Annotated in this window: 12 protein-coding genes and 1 pseudogene; 5 read left to right on the top strand and 8 right to left on the bottom strand. The window is 44.8% G+C overall.

Annotation, left to right across the window (positions count from 1 at the left end):
- Positions 1 to 2 precede the first annotated feature (2 nt).
- The gene (locus tag N836_RS63675; protein ID WP_023075257.1) at positions 3 to 941 is read left to right on the top strand and encodes an ABC transporter substrate-binding protein; all 939 of its coding nucleotides are present in this window, start codon (positions 3 to 5) and stop codon (positions 939 to 941) included.
- Between the two features lie 321 nt (positions 942 to 1,262).
- On the opposite strand, the gene N836_RS63670 is transcribed toward N836_RS63675, so the two are convergent.
- The 6 genes from N836_RS63670 to N836_RS63645 all read right to left on the bottom strand — a co-directional run bounded on the left by N836_RS63670 (position 1,263) and on the right by N836_RS63645 (position 9,688).
- Positions 1,263 to 2,000 carry a serine/threonine protein kinase gene (locus N836_RS63670; RefSeq protein WP_235071152.1) on the bottom strand — a complete coding sequence of 246 codons (738 nt, stop codon included), beginning with the start codon at positions 1,998 to 2,000 and terminating at the stop codon, positions 1,263 to 1,265.
- 126 nt (positions 2,001 to 2,126) lie between these two features.
- Positions 2,127 to 4,193 (bottom strand): ATP-binding response regulator, encoded by a 2,067-nt coding sequence (locus N836_RS63665; protein ID WP_031293788.1) that lies wholly within the window; start codon positions 4,191 to 4,193, stop codon positions 2,127 to 2,129.
- Positions 4,145 to 4,597, bottom strand: coding sequence for a response regulator (locus tag N836_RS63660; protein ID WP_023075254.1), 453 nt, complete (start codon positions 4,595 to 4,597; stop codon positions 4,145 to 4,147). Before N836_RS63660 ends, N836_RS63665 begins: the two co-directional genes overlap by 49 nt.
- Complete coding sequence (locus N836_RS63655) at positions 4,554 to 6,854, bottom strand: sensor histidine kinase (RefSeq protein WP_023075253.1); 2,301 nt, start codon at positions 6,852 to 6,854, stop codon at positions 4,554 to 4,556. Before N836_RS63655 ends, N836_RS63660 begins: the two co-directional genes overlap by 44 nt.
- A 277-nt stretch (positions 6,855 to 7,131) precedes the next feature.
- Positions 7,132 to 7,572 (bottom strand): response regulator, encoded by a 441-nt coding sequence (locus N836_RS63650; protein WP_023075252.1) that lies wholly within the window; start codon positions 7,570 to 7,572, stop codon positions 7,132 to 7,134.
- A gap of 199 nt (positions 7,573 to 7,771) precedes the next feature.
- The gene (locus N836_RS63645) at positions 7,772 to 9,688 is read right to left on the bottom strand and encodes an NACHT domain-containing protein (protein WP_023075251.1); all 1,917 of its coding nucleotides are present in this window, start codon (positions 9,686 to 9,688) and stop codon (positions 7,772 to 7,774) included.
- Between the two features lie 502 nt (positions 9,689 to 10,190).
- Between N836_RS63645 and N836_RS78070 the strand changes: the two are divergent.
- Positions 10,191 to 10,414 (top strand): annotated as a pseudogene (locus N836_RS78070) (element excision factor XisH family protein).
- A 120-nt stretch (positions 10,415 to 10,534) separates the two neighbouring features.
- Here N836_RS78070 and N836_RS63635 read toward each other — a convergent pair.
- Together N836_RS63635 and N836_RS63630 are read right to left on the bottom strand one after the other, a co-directional pair.
- Complete coding sequence (locus N836_RS63635) at positions 10,535 to 11,134, bottom strand: hypothetical protein (RefSeq protein ID WP_161635023.1); 600 nt, start codon at positions 11,132 to 11,134, stop codon at positions 10,535 to 10,537.
- Between the two features lie 394 nt (positions 11,135 to 11,528).
- Positions 11,529 to 12,182, bottom strand: a complete 654-nt coding sequence (locus tag N836_RS63630) for a tetratricopeptide repeat protein (RefSeq protein WP_023075248.1) — start codon at positions 12,180 to 12,182, stop codon at positions 11,529 to 11,531.
- Between the two features lie 750 nt (positions 12,183 to 12,932).
- Here N836_RS63630 and psbE point away from each other — a divergent pair.
- The 3 genes from psbE (at position 12,933) to N836_RS63615 (ending at position 15,035) form a co-directional block, all read left to right on the top strand.
- Positions 12,933 to 13,211: a cytochrome b559 subunit alpha gene (psbE, locus tag N836_RS63625; protein WP_023075247.1), complete on the top strand. Its 279-nt coding sequence runs from the start codon at positions 12,933 to 12,935 to the stop codon at positions 13,209 to 13,211.
- Positions 13,212 to 13,324: 113 nt separating this feature from the next.
- Positions 13,325 to 13,573, top strand: coding sequence for a cytochrome b559 subunit beta (gene psbF / locus N836_RS78260; RefSeq protein WP_023075246.1), 249 nt, complete (start codon positions 13,325 to 13,327; stop codon positions 13,571 to 13,573).
- 73 nt (positions 13,574 to 13,646) lie between these two features.
- Entirely contained in the window at positions 13,647 to 15,035 is a 1,389-nt protein-coding gene (locus N836_RS63615) for an ISKra4 family transposase (protein ID WP_023071473.1), read from the top strand.
- The last annotated feature ends 8 nt before the right edge of the window (positions 15,036 to 15,043 follow it).

Here is a 15,043-nt window from a genome sequence, read left to right as displayed (position 1 = left end):
TTATGGGTCAATCTATTCGTGGCGGCTGCATTGGCTTAATCACTGGGTTCTTGTTGACAAGCTGTCAGCAGAACCCGGCTATTGAGCCAGCTCTTGCTCCCAATGTTCCTACCCGTTCGGTAAATCATGTAATGGGAACATCACAAGTCCCCGTTTCACCAGAACGGATAGTCGTGCTCGACACAACTCCTCTGGATGCCGCACTAGCGCTTGGGGTAGATCCCGTTGGCACCATTAGCTACGGCATGCCCCCAGGCTATCTAGGCAAACAAGCAAGTGATATTGAGGTCATTGGGCAGTTTAACCAGCCCAACCTGGAAGCCATTCTTAAACTCAAGCCCGATCTCATTTTGGGAGCCAAGAGTATTTCAGAAAGACTTTATCCAAGGCTTTCTCGGATTGCACCCACCGTGTTTATCGAGGGGGCTGGTCGTAGCTGGGATTGGAAAAATAACTTTCGCATCTATGCTGACGCCCTCAATCACACAGAACAAGCAGAACAGTTGATAACCGATTATGAGCAGCAGGTGACAGACCTGCAAGCCTCCCTGGTTCCATCTCCAGAGAGTCTGACTGTCTCTGTGGTTCTCAATGGCCCCTTTGGATTTATTGCCCATACACCAAAGAGTTTTTCAGGCTCTGTCCTGCAGGAGGTTGGTTTTCAACGTAATACAGTCCAGAGTAATAATGAACAGTTTTTTATCAGACTCTCCCGCGAAGATCTAGAAAGTCCTGAGGGTGATGTCCTATTTTTGATTCACTATCCCAACACCACCTCAAAAGAAGAGTTTGTCAACAATCGTCTATGGTCCCAGCTAGATGTAGTTCAACGTGATGCTGTCTGCGAAGTCAAAGGAGAAGTTTGGGCAGCAGGCAGAAGCATTTTAGCCGCTCACCAAATCTTAAAGGACGTTCAACGCTGTTTGGCTCAACTGCAGTAGCTTACTAAGTCTCAAAGATAGAGAGCGGGCCAAAGCTCAACGCTCAGAAGCAAACTGCATCTGCATTACTTATGACTATTGTGCGATTGAGCAACAGTGAACTATGGTGCCATTTGCTAACAAACATGGGGTGCGACTCAAATTCTAGAAGGCCTTGAATCGCTGCCAGCGGTGCATCGAATCATAAACACGCAATGCGGAGTCCGAGAGAAATGAGGGCTGAGGCTTCGACGATGAGCTCAGCCGAACCGCTCAGCCGAACCGCTCAGTCGAAGCCCGGATTGATGGATAGTTTTGTCTAGTCACTTAACAGTCTTGTTCCTAAGCTTTACGCTTTAGCAAAGTCCGCAGGAGTCGGTAAACTCTTCGACTAATATCTAGTAGAGTCAGAGGAATACGAATTCTCAGAGGCGAGAGCAAGGGACGATAGACCCAGTAGTAGAATTTCTTCAGGTCATCCCAGGCTAATCCTGAGCCCTCGCGGAGAAAATCTGAAATATCCACAACTAACCCCTCACCTTCATGCATCATGACGTTTTTGCCATGAACATCATGGGGACGTAATCCCCGACTGCGGGCATAGTCCAACGCTCGATCGATGTCTGAAATCACTTGGCTGGGAATGCGAAAACCGCGATTTAGACAGTTATACAAGGTCACTCCTTGCAGGCGTTTGAGGATCAAAAAATTATCTCGGGCATAGAAACATTGAGAGAATGCAGGATGAGAACCTATTCTGCGATACACTTCCACCTCATCCTCAAAACCAGGACGCCCCGGCGCATACATCTTAACGACCAACTCCGGATAGTTAGGATGGTTAAAAACCGCTGCATAATTACCAGTCCCCAAAAGCTTCCAAGGTGCTGGCATATAGCGCACTTCGACAGGATCGTGGGGTCTCACGCTTTCCAGACACAGGTAAGGTCGGAAATGTTGATCGATAGTAGCAACCAGAGTGTTGATCGAGCGGCTGAGCTGAGCATAGTCCGTCATCGGACTACTAGTTGCCGCATCGGCTCTGCCGTATAAGAACATCTTACTGTAATGATTATGCATACCTGGCCAGGGCGATATGGGGGTATAAAGGCCATTATAGAAGCCCCGTCCTAAGGTTGGAATGCTTTCATCTTTTTTGCATTGAACTCATAAATAGCAGCAATAGATAAAAACAAATTTTCGGCATTAGACCGATCGCTTTGGAGCCAACACTGTTTGCAGCAACATCAGTAAATCGTGGGTGGTAAATGGTTTGTTGAGCATACCATCCAGCTTTAATTCACTGATCGCTGAATCAGTTTGGATAGGGATAATTGCCCCGGTCATGGCAATGATACAAACCTCGGGCTGCAGCCGCTGTAATAGAGGAATAGCGGTCTGACCATCCATATCTGGCATCATCAGATCAATTAGAATGCAGCGGACTAAAGAACGGTGTTCGGCAAGCATTGCGATCGCACCCAGTCCATCATGGGCAACCAGTGCCTGATACCCATAGGTTTCCAAGGATAGCTGTAGCACCTTACAAATAGCCGGGTCATCGTCTACGACCAAAATCACTTCCTGACGCCCCCGGAGCATTTCTGTCGACGATGTGGGCACACTGACCGAATTTGGATCGGCAGGCAAACAAACATGGAACTGGCTACCTTCATCGATTGCAGTTTGCATATCGATAAAACCACCATGGCTTTTAACAATATTGAGTACAGCCGCCAGCCCTAACCCCGTACCCTGACTGGCAGCTTTAGTAGTAAAAAATGGCTCAAAAATACGATCTCGAAGCTCTGGCGCAATGCCAGTGCCAGTATCTGCTACCGTGACCATTACATGGGGACCGCGAGTAGCATTATTCCGCATCAGTAAATAAGGATCATCAATCAGCAAATTTTTTGCCGACACCCTGAGGGTGCCCCCCCTGGGCATAGCATCGCGAGCATTGACGCAGAGATTCATAAATATCTGGTGCAGCTGTGTATCATTGCCTTTGACTGACCATAAATCGGCTGGCACATCCAGACAAACATCGATAGATTGAGGTAACGTCTGCTGCACAATTTGGTTGGTTTCCGCTAACAGCTCCCTGAGTGATATCACACTGGTGACACTGCTACCATCCTGGGCAAATGAGAGAATTTGTTGCACCAGCTTGATGCCGCGTCGAGCACTGCAGTTGAGGGTCTCGATGAGCTGCCGTGAGCGTTGATCAACGGTGTCTAGGGTAATTGGTAATAGCTGCCCTGCCGCTGAAATTGGCGTCAAAATATTGTTTAGATCATGGGCAATACCGCTGGCTAAAGCCCCCAAACTTTCCAAACGCTGGGCTTGTAAAAACTGGGCCTCCAGCTGCTTTTTCTCGGTAATGTCCAGATGAATTCCCAACAGTCTCAAGGGCTTGCCATCTTCTCCATTAAAAATGCTGCTTTTTACAGTAATCCAACGGGTGCCGTTAGGGTGAGAAATTCTAAATTCACTGTTGAAACCGCTGCCTACGGTCACAGAACGCCAAAGTTCTTGTTCAACCCGCGAACGATCGTCGCTGTGGATGGTGGTCATCCACTGGTCGTAGGAACCATCAAAAGCACCACGGGATACGCCATAAAGGGCTTCTAATTCGGCACTCCATGTCACCTGGTTAGAACGAATATTCCAGTCAAAAACACCGGTTTTACCAGCCTGTTGGGCTAGGGCCAGTCGTTCTTGTACCATTTGTCGATGATTGACTTCTTGGCGTAGTTGTTGATTGGCAAGTTCTAATTCTCGAGTGCGGGCTTGTACTCGATGTTCTAGGGCGGCATTGGCAACCCGTAATGCTTCTGCCTGTTGTTTGCGTTCAATGGCATAGCGTAGCGATCGCACCAGTACTTCATGGTGCATCTGCCGTTTCACCAAATAATCTTGAGCCCCTTGCCGCACCGCTTCTACTGCCAACTCAGGGTTGTTGGTATTGGTGAGGACCACAATCGGAGTACTAGGAGCTTGAGTTAAGAGCGTATTCAGCGATCGCAGCCCATCACTATCAGGCAGTGTTAAATCCAACAAAATAACATCATAAGCATTAGACTCCAGTTGTTGCAGTGCCTTACCTAATCGTTCCACATGGGTCAAGTGAAACTCATCGTACAAAGTTTCCCTCAGAAACTCTTGTAGAAGGCGAGCATCAGCAGCACTGTCTTCAATCAGTAATACTTGGATACTCACCCCTAGTCCGGTATTGACAACGGTTTGGGTAGCGTAGCAGTTTTCAGCCAAAACTCTTCGATTCCTTGAATGATAGTAAATAGCTGAGCCAGATTACGAGATTTTGAGATATAGCAGTTGACATGTAAGTCATAGCTATTGAAAATATCCTCCTCATTGCGTGATGTAGTTAATACAACCACTGGAATATGTTTGAGATCAGGATCGGCTTTAATTTCAGCCAGCACCTCCCGCCCATCTTTCTTAGGCAAATTGAGATCAAGCAAAATTAAATCTGGTAGTATAGCCCGTTCAAACTCGCCCTCACGGCGCAGATAGGCCATTGCTTCTACGCCGTCTCTAGCAACAGCAATATCACAAGGCGTATCTGCACTTTTGATAGCTTCTTGAATCAAGCGAATATCACCACGATTATCTTCGATCAAGAAAATAACTTTGCGCCCTGTTGCTTCCACTGGCACGACCTCCAACTGGCAATGTGAAGTAGAAAGTAGCTCCCTGACCGACCTCAGAATCAACCCAAATCTGGCCTCGGTGACATTCGACAATCTTTTTACAAATGGCCAACCCCATCCCTGAGCCGGGATACTCATCGCGAGTATGTAGCCGCTGGAAGATCACAAAAATGCGTTTAGCAAACTCAAGACTCAGCCCAATACCGTTATCCTGTACAGAAAATAACCAACTCTCTTCCTGACGCTCGACACCGATGTGAATCTCAGGCGATATCCCAGGACGTCGAAACTTAATGGCATTACCAACCAGATTCTGGAATAACTGCATCAGCTGAGTGCTGTCAGCCACTAGGGTAGGCATTTTATCGGCAGAAACAGCGGCCCCTGTTTCCTGAATCCTACCCTGAAGATTTCTCAGGGCTGTTTCCAGAGCACCATTAACATCTGTGAGGGCACAGTCAATCCCTTGAATATCGACCTTGGAATACAACAACACATCATCGATCAGGGTTTGCATCTGGCTAACCCCAGTCACTGCGTAGTTGATAAACTCCTTAGCATCCTGGTCCAACTCTTCGCTATAGCGCATCTCCAACAGCTGGACAAAGTTGGCTACCTGATTGAGCGGTTCTTGCAAATCATGGGAAGCAATATAGGCAAACTTTTTCAACTCTGCATTGGATTGTTCTAAATCGTGGGCCAACAGGGCTAGTTCTTCAGCCTGACGCAGAACCACGTTAACAACCGCTTTACGCAATTCTAAGGCCGCTTTAATTTCTATCGCTTTCCACGGCAGTGACTTACACCGGACAGTCTCCTTCCAAAGGGCAAAGGATTGCCGTGGAGAGAGCCGCAGCCCATCTTCAGACTCTTCTACCGCATAGGCATGATTAGGATCGCCCCCCCAGTTAACCGTTTGAATCACCTCAGGCCGGAACCAGAGCACATAGCTGCGTTTAGAAATTGGAATTGCCAACAGACCGCTCACAACATCCTTAAACCGCTGGGCATCTGAATATACCAGTGGCAAAGTATCGGTATAAAAGATTTCATCCTCTAAATTTTTCCCGAGCCACTGAATTAAATAATTAAGCTCATCCTCCGAGGGGGTACGCCCAAGCAACGTCCACTGGTTACCAAAATAAACAGCAGCCCCACTAGCATCCACCAGCTCCAGTAGACTAGACTGATCCCCCATTAAGCCATCAACAAAATAATCCGCCTGAGCCATGGCGTCAATTAGCTCTGACTGCACATTAGCAGTACGAATGCGATGGGCATGATCCGCCACTTCTTCACGGGTGGCAATCTCTGAAAAGATCACCCGTCCTAAAAATTCACAGGCTTTGCGCAGCTCGTAGGGCACATATTTAGGCGTACGGTGATGGCAGGCAATCAATCCCCATAGCTTGTTATCCTTCATCAAAGAGATAGTTAATGAGGCCCCCACGCCCATATTGTGGAGATATTCTAAGTGACAGGAATAGGCACTACGCAGGATAGAGTGAGTTAGATCAGTCGGTTGTTGCGTAATCGGATTTTTAGCTGGATAGAGATCTACAGCAGTAGCTGCCGCATCAGGGATGACTCGAATCCAGTTAGAAAGAAACATCTGACGAGCAGTTTTGGGGATATCCGATTCAGGGTAATGCAGCCCCAGATAGGGTTCCATCTCATCACATTTTTCCTCGGCCACCACTTCACCATGACCATCATCGTCAAACTGGTAGAGCATGACCCGGTCAAACCCGGTTACCTTACGCACTTCTTGGACAATCACCTGACAAAATGCACGGAGTTCTGCCGTAGATTCCAGCTGATTAATCGACGCTCGAGCCAGATGGTAAAAGCTCAAAAACGGAATATTTTCTTGAGTTAAAGCAGGCTCAAGTTCAAGTACTAAAAAGCCTCCCTTGCTACGATGAAAGACAGCATCAAAAACCTGATAATCGTCTCCTTCGCGACGCACCCAAACCTTGACCGGATTGATAAAATCTAACTTCTCTTCTGTCAGTCCTACCTTAAACTGATCAACTTGAAAAGGATCAAGAATCTCTTCTAAGGGTTTACCAATGACATCCTTGGGATCCAAGCCAAATTCATCAATGGTATTGGTACTCGCCTGCAAAACTGTCAGGTTATTGGGATCTAGAACTAGGAGTACTCCATGGGGTTGGATCTTTGTCAGGCTGGTAATCGATGGCTGTTTTAAGGCCGCTAAGCTAGGGTCAAATTGAGCTGAATTGGTGCGTGCCATACTATCCTCCGCAGGTGGTCAGTGAACTGAGACACCTAACAAACGACTAGAGTCGACTGTGTGTAGGCGCGCACGATCACATTTGAAAGCTACCTGCAGAATATCTCAGGTCTCCGGTAACCGCTTTGGTTAAATTATTAAATAAATCCAAAAAGTCTGAGGTTCTTTTCTAGCAACGTGTTCAGCTATTTCGTGAATTCTCCTAAGTGTAATAATCAAGCATCTATCGATACGTAAATCAATGCTTGATTAATATAGTTTACGTTGGCTCTGCGACTTACTCTGATGGCAGCGTTACAATGTTAAGCCAGAAGGATTCAATCACCCGAATTACATCTGTCAGATTAATCAGGTCGTGGGGTTCGACAACATAACTATTGCACTGCAGTTGATAGCTACTAATAACGCTCTCCTGATCAGATGTTGGACTTAAAATAATCGTTGGAATACGTCGTAGCGAATTATCCGTTTTAACTTCTAAGAGAACAGTTTGACTATCGCCGTCAGCTAAATGCGCATCTAACAAGATCAGGTCGGGACGAGAGGCTTGACAATAATCTCCTCGATGATGGAGAAACTCAATGGCTTGATGACTACTCGGAATAGCAACAACTTGACAGGGAACAGTACTCTCAGCAAGCACCCGCTTGATTATTTGCAAATGGTCTGGTTGATCATCAATGACCAAAACTAGCCTCTCGTTTTCTGGGGTTTCCATCTCAGCCTCAGCTCCTCATTGTTTCAAAGCCCAACCGGACTTTAAAATTGTTAAAATACTAACTTTCTTTGATAGGCAATGAGGTATTATCAGCCATCTTGCACATTAATTTTCATGAAAATTAATGTGCAAGATGCTTGTATCCAGTGAAAGGTAATTTTACTGTTGCAATTGATCCATAAGTTGTACGTATTTTTCTCTATCGTGGCGCAAAGGCAGGAAAAAAATCTCTTTGGGCTGGGGCGATCAATATTTGTCTTTCAACTTGATGCCATACTTTGGGCGATACCCGCAGTGCTGCTTGTTTACATCGCAACATAACAATAGTGGAGGTTAAGTATTTATTCAGGCTGCTAATTTCTTCCGAAGAAATAGAGACGCCTGGATTAAAAGACCTGATAGAGATGTATTTCAAACTTTGACTACCGTCTATAAGCTGGCTTAGTGTCTGAGCCTTTTCACAAAAACTTTCTAATACAGCCCTATCAACTGCGTCATAACTAGAGTCAGCTTCGTGTCTTAGGAAGAAGGCTACACACAAAGCACGCTTTGCAGCAGGTTTACCATCACCTGTTATCGTGCTGTTAGCATGCTGATTGATTATACGAATAAACCGCCTCAAACCTTCTGTTTTGATATGCTTTTGCGTACTCTTCTGCATTTCCAACAGTACATTGTCAGCTGAATCTTGTAGCCCAGTCGCCAGTAGAAATACCTCTTGCCAACGACTATCTAAAAATCTGACTGAAGAGATCAACATATTGAGTTTTCTGCTGTCTTTTGCTAAATATCTTGCAACTAAAAACTCTTGAATTGTTAGATGTGAGAATGAGTAGATATCTTCAGCTCTTTCTACGAGGATGCCCTGCTGGATCTCAATTGCGTTCAAAACTTCTTTGCAATTGAGGCTTTCTGGAGCATCTAACGTTTCTTTTAAAAAGTTGGCAATATGTTCAATGATGGTCTCTTTTGAAAAGAAAAGCTGGTCTCCAGTAAATTTTTCGTAGGCAAACTCAGATAGCAAAACTTTCTCTAATTCACTGTGCAGCCCTTGATAAATCATGTCATGCTGTAAGCGTTTTTCAGACGCCCATTCTTCTAGCAAAATGTCTAGTGCCTTCTTGTAGAGTCTACTACGATTATCGGATAGGCTCTGCGAGCGATCGTAAACTAAACATAAAAATGTAAGTAAGAGGGGCGTGCGTGCTAATTCTAGCGCAGCAGCATTCTCTGGCTTTTGCAGTAGTTCCCAACAATTATCGGCAGTCCCTGTCAATTTATCAATTTCTGTTTGAAACCAATTATTGATAAATTGTCTGATCTGCTTTTTATTAAATGCTGCAACTACGACATCAGTACAGTTTTGAAAGTAGTTGTGGTACGCCGCTACACGGCAAGATGCAATAAATCTATTCTTGAAGTATTTATCAAAGAAATCATTGATTTCACGAATTACATTAGTTAAACTCTTCGTGGGAACTTCGTCTAAACCATCTAACAATACTAATAAGTGTCCATTTTGTAACGCCTTAGATGTAAAGGTTTCCGCATTAGGAAAACCATAAATCTCAAGTTCTTTGGCAATATGCTCTTTGATGTTTAGGGTCGAGCCATCAAATCGCTTTAACTCTAGAAAGACAGGGAAACACTTATGCTTGTATCTGCCACGCCGTCCCTTTAAGGCTTCGAGACCAATTTTTCGTAAAAACGTCGATTTTCCAACACCTGGTTGACCAAGCACAGTTAGATATTGCTCACGATTAGCAACATCAATACCTATCTGCCGTTTTTTCTTGGCATCTTCAAACCATCTGTCTGGACCTCTGCGATATGTTTTTTCTAATGCCTCAACTGTTGCAAAATTAAGGATTTCTTGTTTGTCTAGTAGCTGTACAGTTGTGTATATCCTTTCTAAGGAAACAGCCTTGGACATGCCTAGAACTTTGACTCTGCCATGCCGTCGAGCATAGTTTTTGATGTACTGGCTAGATGCTCGGAATATTTGTTGCCTAATATGGGGGGCAAGCTCTTGTGTACTCTTTTCCCAAGCAGTCTTGATAAAAAGGGCAGCAAGTTCCGCAATTGCTGACCCAACAAGCGTCTCAGCTACAGTCATAAATCGAGTAAATACAGGAGAACGGACACTGATAGTGTATCAAGGTACTTCATATATTGCTACAAGTGAAAACTTTAATTGTGCAAAGGTTTTATTAGCAATTTCAAATTGTATTGAAGAAAACTTTTTTACTCAAAATAGGTTATCTGCAGCGATATTACTTGCTATTCTGTGATTACTTTCAGATCCAACAAAGTATCGCTTGAAGGAAGTTAATTTAAATACGTAGACGAGAGTTTAAGTATGCAGGCTTATTTGTAAAAAAAAGTGAAACTCAGTTTGCTGCCCACACGACTGAATATATGGCCACAGATAGTCTTGATCACTGGGTTTGAAATCTTTAATACAAGTTGTATCAGTGAGAGACAGGTCTGACTTAGAAGCGCTGTGCTAAATTACAAGCTCCGGATGTTTGGGAGCGCGATCTAACTAAGCAATCCCAGGGAATTTTAACCTTATACATGAATTTCTTTAAGCATTGACGAAACTCAATGGAAGAACGATGGCAGCCAAAGATCGATTTTATGATGTGGTTACAGTTGCACTAGAACAAGAGCAATGGAATATTACTGACGATCCATTGCGACTGAAGTAGGTAGAACAAAGTTTGAAATTGATTTAGGTGCAGAACAGCTCTTAGCAGCAGAGCGGGGTGCAGAGAAAATCGCTGTTGAAATTAAGACCTGCTTAGGTGATTTTCTATTGACGGATGGCCATGGTGCATAATGTCCATAAATTGGCTTAACAGAAAAAACCGTGTTAGTCCATATGGACTAACACGGTTTACCCCTCTGAAGAGTAAGGAGAACTCAAGTGGGAGACTCTTTAAAGTGATGTATGTCGGAGCTAAGCTTTTTCTAAATTAACTTCAACGGGTAGTTTTCTTTTGAAGCGACCTGGTTTGATGCCACTGTAGTCAGATTCCACTAGTAAAAGACGATTAAATTGCAACTCAAGTTCACTATAAGCCACCTTGGGGTCGCGGTCTGAAATAGAAGAAGCGCCAAAATTATTCTTTTCTCCTATACAAGATCTAAGATCAATCGAAACTAGATCAGAATAATCATTGAAATCAAAAAAAGGGCCTTCTTTTCCCCCAATCACTTCATTGCCTTCAAGGCCGTTATTGAGGTCGTATATGTTGCGATCGCAAATAGTTTTTTCAGAATGTCTCACTCCAGAATGAGGAGAAATATACTCAAAAGAAAACTCACTACCTTCTCCTAATTCTTCGAGATTGAGAGCCCCTGAGACACCTCTATCAGAAGTGATATTTTTGAGAGACTCACGAACAATATCAAGATCATAGGTCACGGTGCCTGTTAGCACCCCTTCTTCTCCGGGAATCCCTGGTGACTGAAATGAATACGTAATCGCTGATGCAGGCAACTGCCACAGTAAAAACATCAAGCAAATGCCTGCAATTGAAAGAAATAGTTGTTTCATAGCTGATAAAATCATTTCCCTCACCTAAACTATAGGGTGTACATACAAGTACTGGAAACTAGCGTTTTTAGTGGCCTCACCCCCTCTAACTCCCCCTTGGCAAGGGGGAGAACTGGAGTTTCCCCTCTTACCAAGGGGGGATTAAGGGGGGTAATGCAGGATTTTGAGCTCAATTCCAAGATATGTATACACGGTAGTCACCTAAACCAAACTGAACACATAAATATCTTTAAACCTGTAATAGTAACTGGAGATAAAACTAGAGTGCTGCTGAGTCTCAGGATGATTTCACCTGCTAAACTCGTACGATTGGCAAGTTTTACCAACCGATTCATCTTCTAAATCAGCAACGGCAGAAATAGAAACTCCAGTATTTCACGCAAAAAAGTAGAAACTATATAAAACTCTTTTCTTCAGACTTAGTAGTCTTGTGAGTTAAAGCGTGAAGCATAAACTCGCGATTTATATTGGCCTGAGAGTCATCAGGTCTAAGTACGAGTGCTTGCTCAGATGTCTCAAGCGCTTCTCGATAACGCCCTAAAAGATAAAGGGCAATCGCTTTATTATTTAAAGCTAGTACCTTTTCATCGATAGACCCTTGGGCCAAGAGACTAACCTTTAGAGACGCATCGCATGCATTCAAAGCTTTTTCATAACTCTGCAGCTGACTCAATGCAGCACACATATTAGCCCAAGCTATAGCATAATCTGCTCGTAGGTGAGTCGCGTACATAAACGATAGATAGGCTTCATTATACTTCTCAAGATCGAAAAACAAACGTCCGAGACGATTCCAAACTTCCGAATCGTCTCGATCTTCTATCAGCACACTCTTACATATATGCAATCCATTTGTACCCACTGTAGACAGACATTGCTGTCTAATTGACTTTTGATCGAGAGATTTTGTGTCTAAGCCTTTATCAATCAAACTGTCAGCTTCAGGCAAATCCATGGACTGAGCCTGCACTTCGGGAGCTGCCATATAAAAGCTTCCAAAGATAAGCAATAAAATCAGACCGATTTTAGCTAAAAATCTCATAGCCATAAATGAGAAAGAGATTATAATTTCGCTTCGACCGTATAAGGCTATTTCACGATTAGAGCCTTAGCGACTGCAGCTGAGCCCATAAGTTACCAACCACATCAAATAAGGCAAGCAATGCAGCAAACTACTTTTACCTAAACCTTTCATATTTCTCAACCATGTGACCCACAATAGCACACTGTTGAGAATAAATCTTGATAAGAAAAATGCTCTTTTCAGAGTCCAGCATCCAACCCTGTCGTCACTGATGCAATCTGGTTAGGGGATTGCACAAAAATAAAGTCTCAGGTTGAGGCTGTAGATGGGTGGATGAGTGATGGGGAAACAGGGACATTAATTATTTAAGCGCGGAAGCCTTAGACCCTCCACATTAGTCTCAGTGAAACGGCACACGGAACAAAGTCTGGCACATTATTGATATTTATTATTAATAGCTATGATTGAATTAATCATATTTTATTAGAACTGAATCTTAACTAAGCATTTCTAGGTTGAAGCAATACCCCAAAGCGGCTTGTAAAGCAACACCTCAGAATTTCGACTGAATAGATATTACCCCGACATTAAGCCAATCTAGGCTCATATTGAGTCAACCATCTTCACATATATTTATGCGGGATGTTATTGACAATTTATTTCATTTAAATAAAGCTATTCCTATTGAGGATTATTTCTATTTAGGGTTATCAACAATCATGTGAGCGTAGTAATGCGTCACCAGGTTAACTATCTTTCAGAGGAGATTATGTTATGGCAGGTAACACCGGAGAGCGACCGTTGTCAGACATCATTACCGATCCACAATTTTGGCTACTCCACATTGTTAATTTTCCAGCCGTTTTTATTTCAGGATGGCTTTTTGTAAGTACGGGGCTTGCATACGATGCCTTTGGCACGCCTCATCCCGATGAATATTATGGGGCCGGTCAGATAAATGCTCCAATTGTGGAAAATCGTATGCAAGTTAAACAACAGCTTGACGAATATTTCCAAGATCAGATTCCGTTCTCAGCACCTTCCCTAGACTAGAAACGTTGCTGTTCTTCATTTAATCAATAGGACTATTCAAGCGCTAGTTGCTGCTGAAAAGATAATTTCAGATCCGCTTACAACTGTTTCCTTCTTAAGGAGAATTCAACAAAATGACAGCTAATATACCTCGTGATCCCAATCGACCGATCAACTATCCTATTTACACAGTTCGGTGGTTGGCAGTCCATGCCCTAGGCGTACCTACCGTTTGGTTCTTGGGTGCAATTGGAGCAATGCAATTCATTAGACGTGAACCTCAGTTGCCTATTCAAATTGAAGTTTTTGGCATTGATTCCCGGCTATCTTTAGTTTTGTTACCCTTGGCTCTGGGCGCATCTGAAGGTTCGGGGAACCGGTAAACCCAATTTGCGAGAATAGAAGTAGAAAAAAGGCTGCCCGAACCTGGGCAAGCCCTCATAAAAACTCACTTCTATGTTAGCGTCTCCCTCAAAGGAGTGTCCTGACCCATTAGACTGGTCAGGTCTCTTCGACCGTCTTCAAAAGAGTCAAACCCTGGCCGCTATTGTCTTGTGTGCGTGGCACATCGGGCTATATGTTGCCCGTACCTTGGTAGAACAACAGCTGAACGACCGAGCTCAGGTCCCGACTGCGTGGGGAACCTGTTCTGTGTGTGGTCATCGCTTGCATAGTAAAGGCTTCGCCGCGCGTCAAATGTTAACGCTGGTTGGTCAAGTGCACTGGCGACGACGGGTGGGGCGATGCCCTCAAGGGTGCCGAGGCAGTCAATCGATTCCTTTCGATACGGCCTTGGGCATTGATGCGTATCAGCAAACATCCGTAGAGTTGGTGCGTCTGGGCTGCTTGCTAGCGGTCTTTGTTCCCTTTGAGTTAGCCACCTGGCTGTTATCCCAACTGAGTGGACTCCACGTCAGTGATGATAGTCTGTGGCAGTGGGTACAACACTATGGACAACAAGCCATGGGGCAGTGGACGCAGGAGGTTGAACGCTGGCAGCACGGTCACGCACCACCCCGTGAATCTTTGAGTGATGAGGTGGCGGCCATGCCGTTGTTAATTGCGGCAGATGGGGTCACTGTCCCCCTGCGACCACAGTCAGGAACACCCCGAGGAAAGACTCGCTGGCGTGAGGTCAAAGTCGCCCTGCTTGCTCGATTGAGTCATCGTCTCAATCGAAATGGTAAATCGGTCACTCGGTTGCAACAGCGGCGATTAGTAGCAGTGTTGGGAGATCTTGAGAGCCTCAAACCTCGCTTGCAATTAGAAGCTGTTCGACAAGGGATTGAAACTGCGCCTCACGTGGTTTGGTTGAGTGATGGGGCCAGGGGCTTTTGGCGATTGTTCGACACCTGCTTTGCTCACATGGCCACCGGCATTCTGGATTTTTATCATGCCGCTGCCCATCTCTGGCAAGCGGCTGAGGCTTATCATGATGGCAACCCAGCACGCACCCCACAGATGTGGTTCGAGCGACTGCGCCATCAGTTGCGCCATGGCTATGTACATCGCATTCTCGACGAGCTGCACTGGCTTATCCGCTCACCCAATACTGCCGCCTCAACAAAACCCATTCTGCAGAGAGTTCACAACTATTTCAAGACGCATCAAGCGCATGTTCAGTATCGTTTGTTTAAGCACCAGGGGCTACCGATAGGCTCTGGTATGGTTGAAAGTGCCTGTAAATGGCTGATTCAGCAACGGTTTAAAGGCGTGGGGATGCGCTGGAGTGAGCCGGGCCTCAATCATCTACTCGCGCTGAGAGTTGCTTGGGTCAATCAGCGATTTGACGCTCTCTTCGCTCAACACTCTTTGGCATTACCTTGCATCTCCCCGAACCGCTAGATGCGCCC

The organism is Leptolyngbya sp. Heron Island J, assembly GCF_000482245.1.
In the GTDB taxonomy this organism is placed as follows: Bacteria; Cyanobacteriota; Cyanobacteriia; order Phormidesmidales; family Phormidesmidaceae; genus Leptothoe.
Note: the sequence above shows the minus strand (reverse complement) of the source record. Positions and strands in the feature narration are given on the sequence as shown.

Excerpts from the sequence above, each read along its gene's own strand:
- psbE (WP_023075247.1), top strand. The coding sequence starts at position 12,933 with ATGGCAGGTAACACCGGAGAGCGACCGTTGTCAGACATCATTACCGAT.
- N836_RS63615 (WP_023071473.1), top strand. The coding sequence starts at position 13,647 with ATGTTAGCGTCTCCCTCAAAGGAGTGTCCTGACCCATTAGACTGGTCA.
- N836_RS63635 (WP_161635023.1), bottom strand. The coding sequence starts at position 11,134 with ATGAAACAACTATTTCTTTCAATTGCAGGCATTTGCTTGATGTTTTTA.
- N836_RS63630 (WP_023075248.1), bottom strand. The coding sequence starts at position 12,182 with ATGGCTATGAGATTTTTAGCTAAAATCGGTCTGATTTTATTGCTTATC.
- psbF (WP_023075246.1), top strand. The coding sequence starts at position 13,325 with ATGACAGCTAATATACCTCGTGATCCCAATCGACCGATCAACTATCCT.
- N836_RS63670 (WP_235071152.1), bottom strand. The coding sequence starts at position 2,000 with ATGCATAATCATTACAGTAAGATGTTCTTATACGGCAGAGCCGATGCG.
- N836_RS63655 (WP_023075253.1), bottom strand. The coding sequence starts at position 6,854 with ATGGCACGCACCAATTCAGCTCAATTTGACCCTAGCTTAGCGGCCTTA.
- N836_RS63675 (WP_023075257.1), top strand. The coding sequence starts at position 3 with ATGGGTCAATCTATTCGTGGCGGCTGCATTGGCTTAATCACTGGGTTC.
- N836_RS63650 (WP_023075252.1), bottom strand. The coding sequence starts at position 7,572 with ATGGAAACCCCAGAAAACGAGAGGCTAGTTTTGGTCATTGATGATCAA.
- N836_RS63645 (WP_023075251.1), bottom strand. The coding sequence starts at position 9,688 with ATGACTGTAGCTGAGACGCTTGTTGGGTCAGCAATTGCGGAACTTGCT.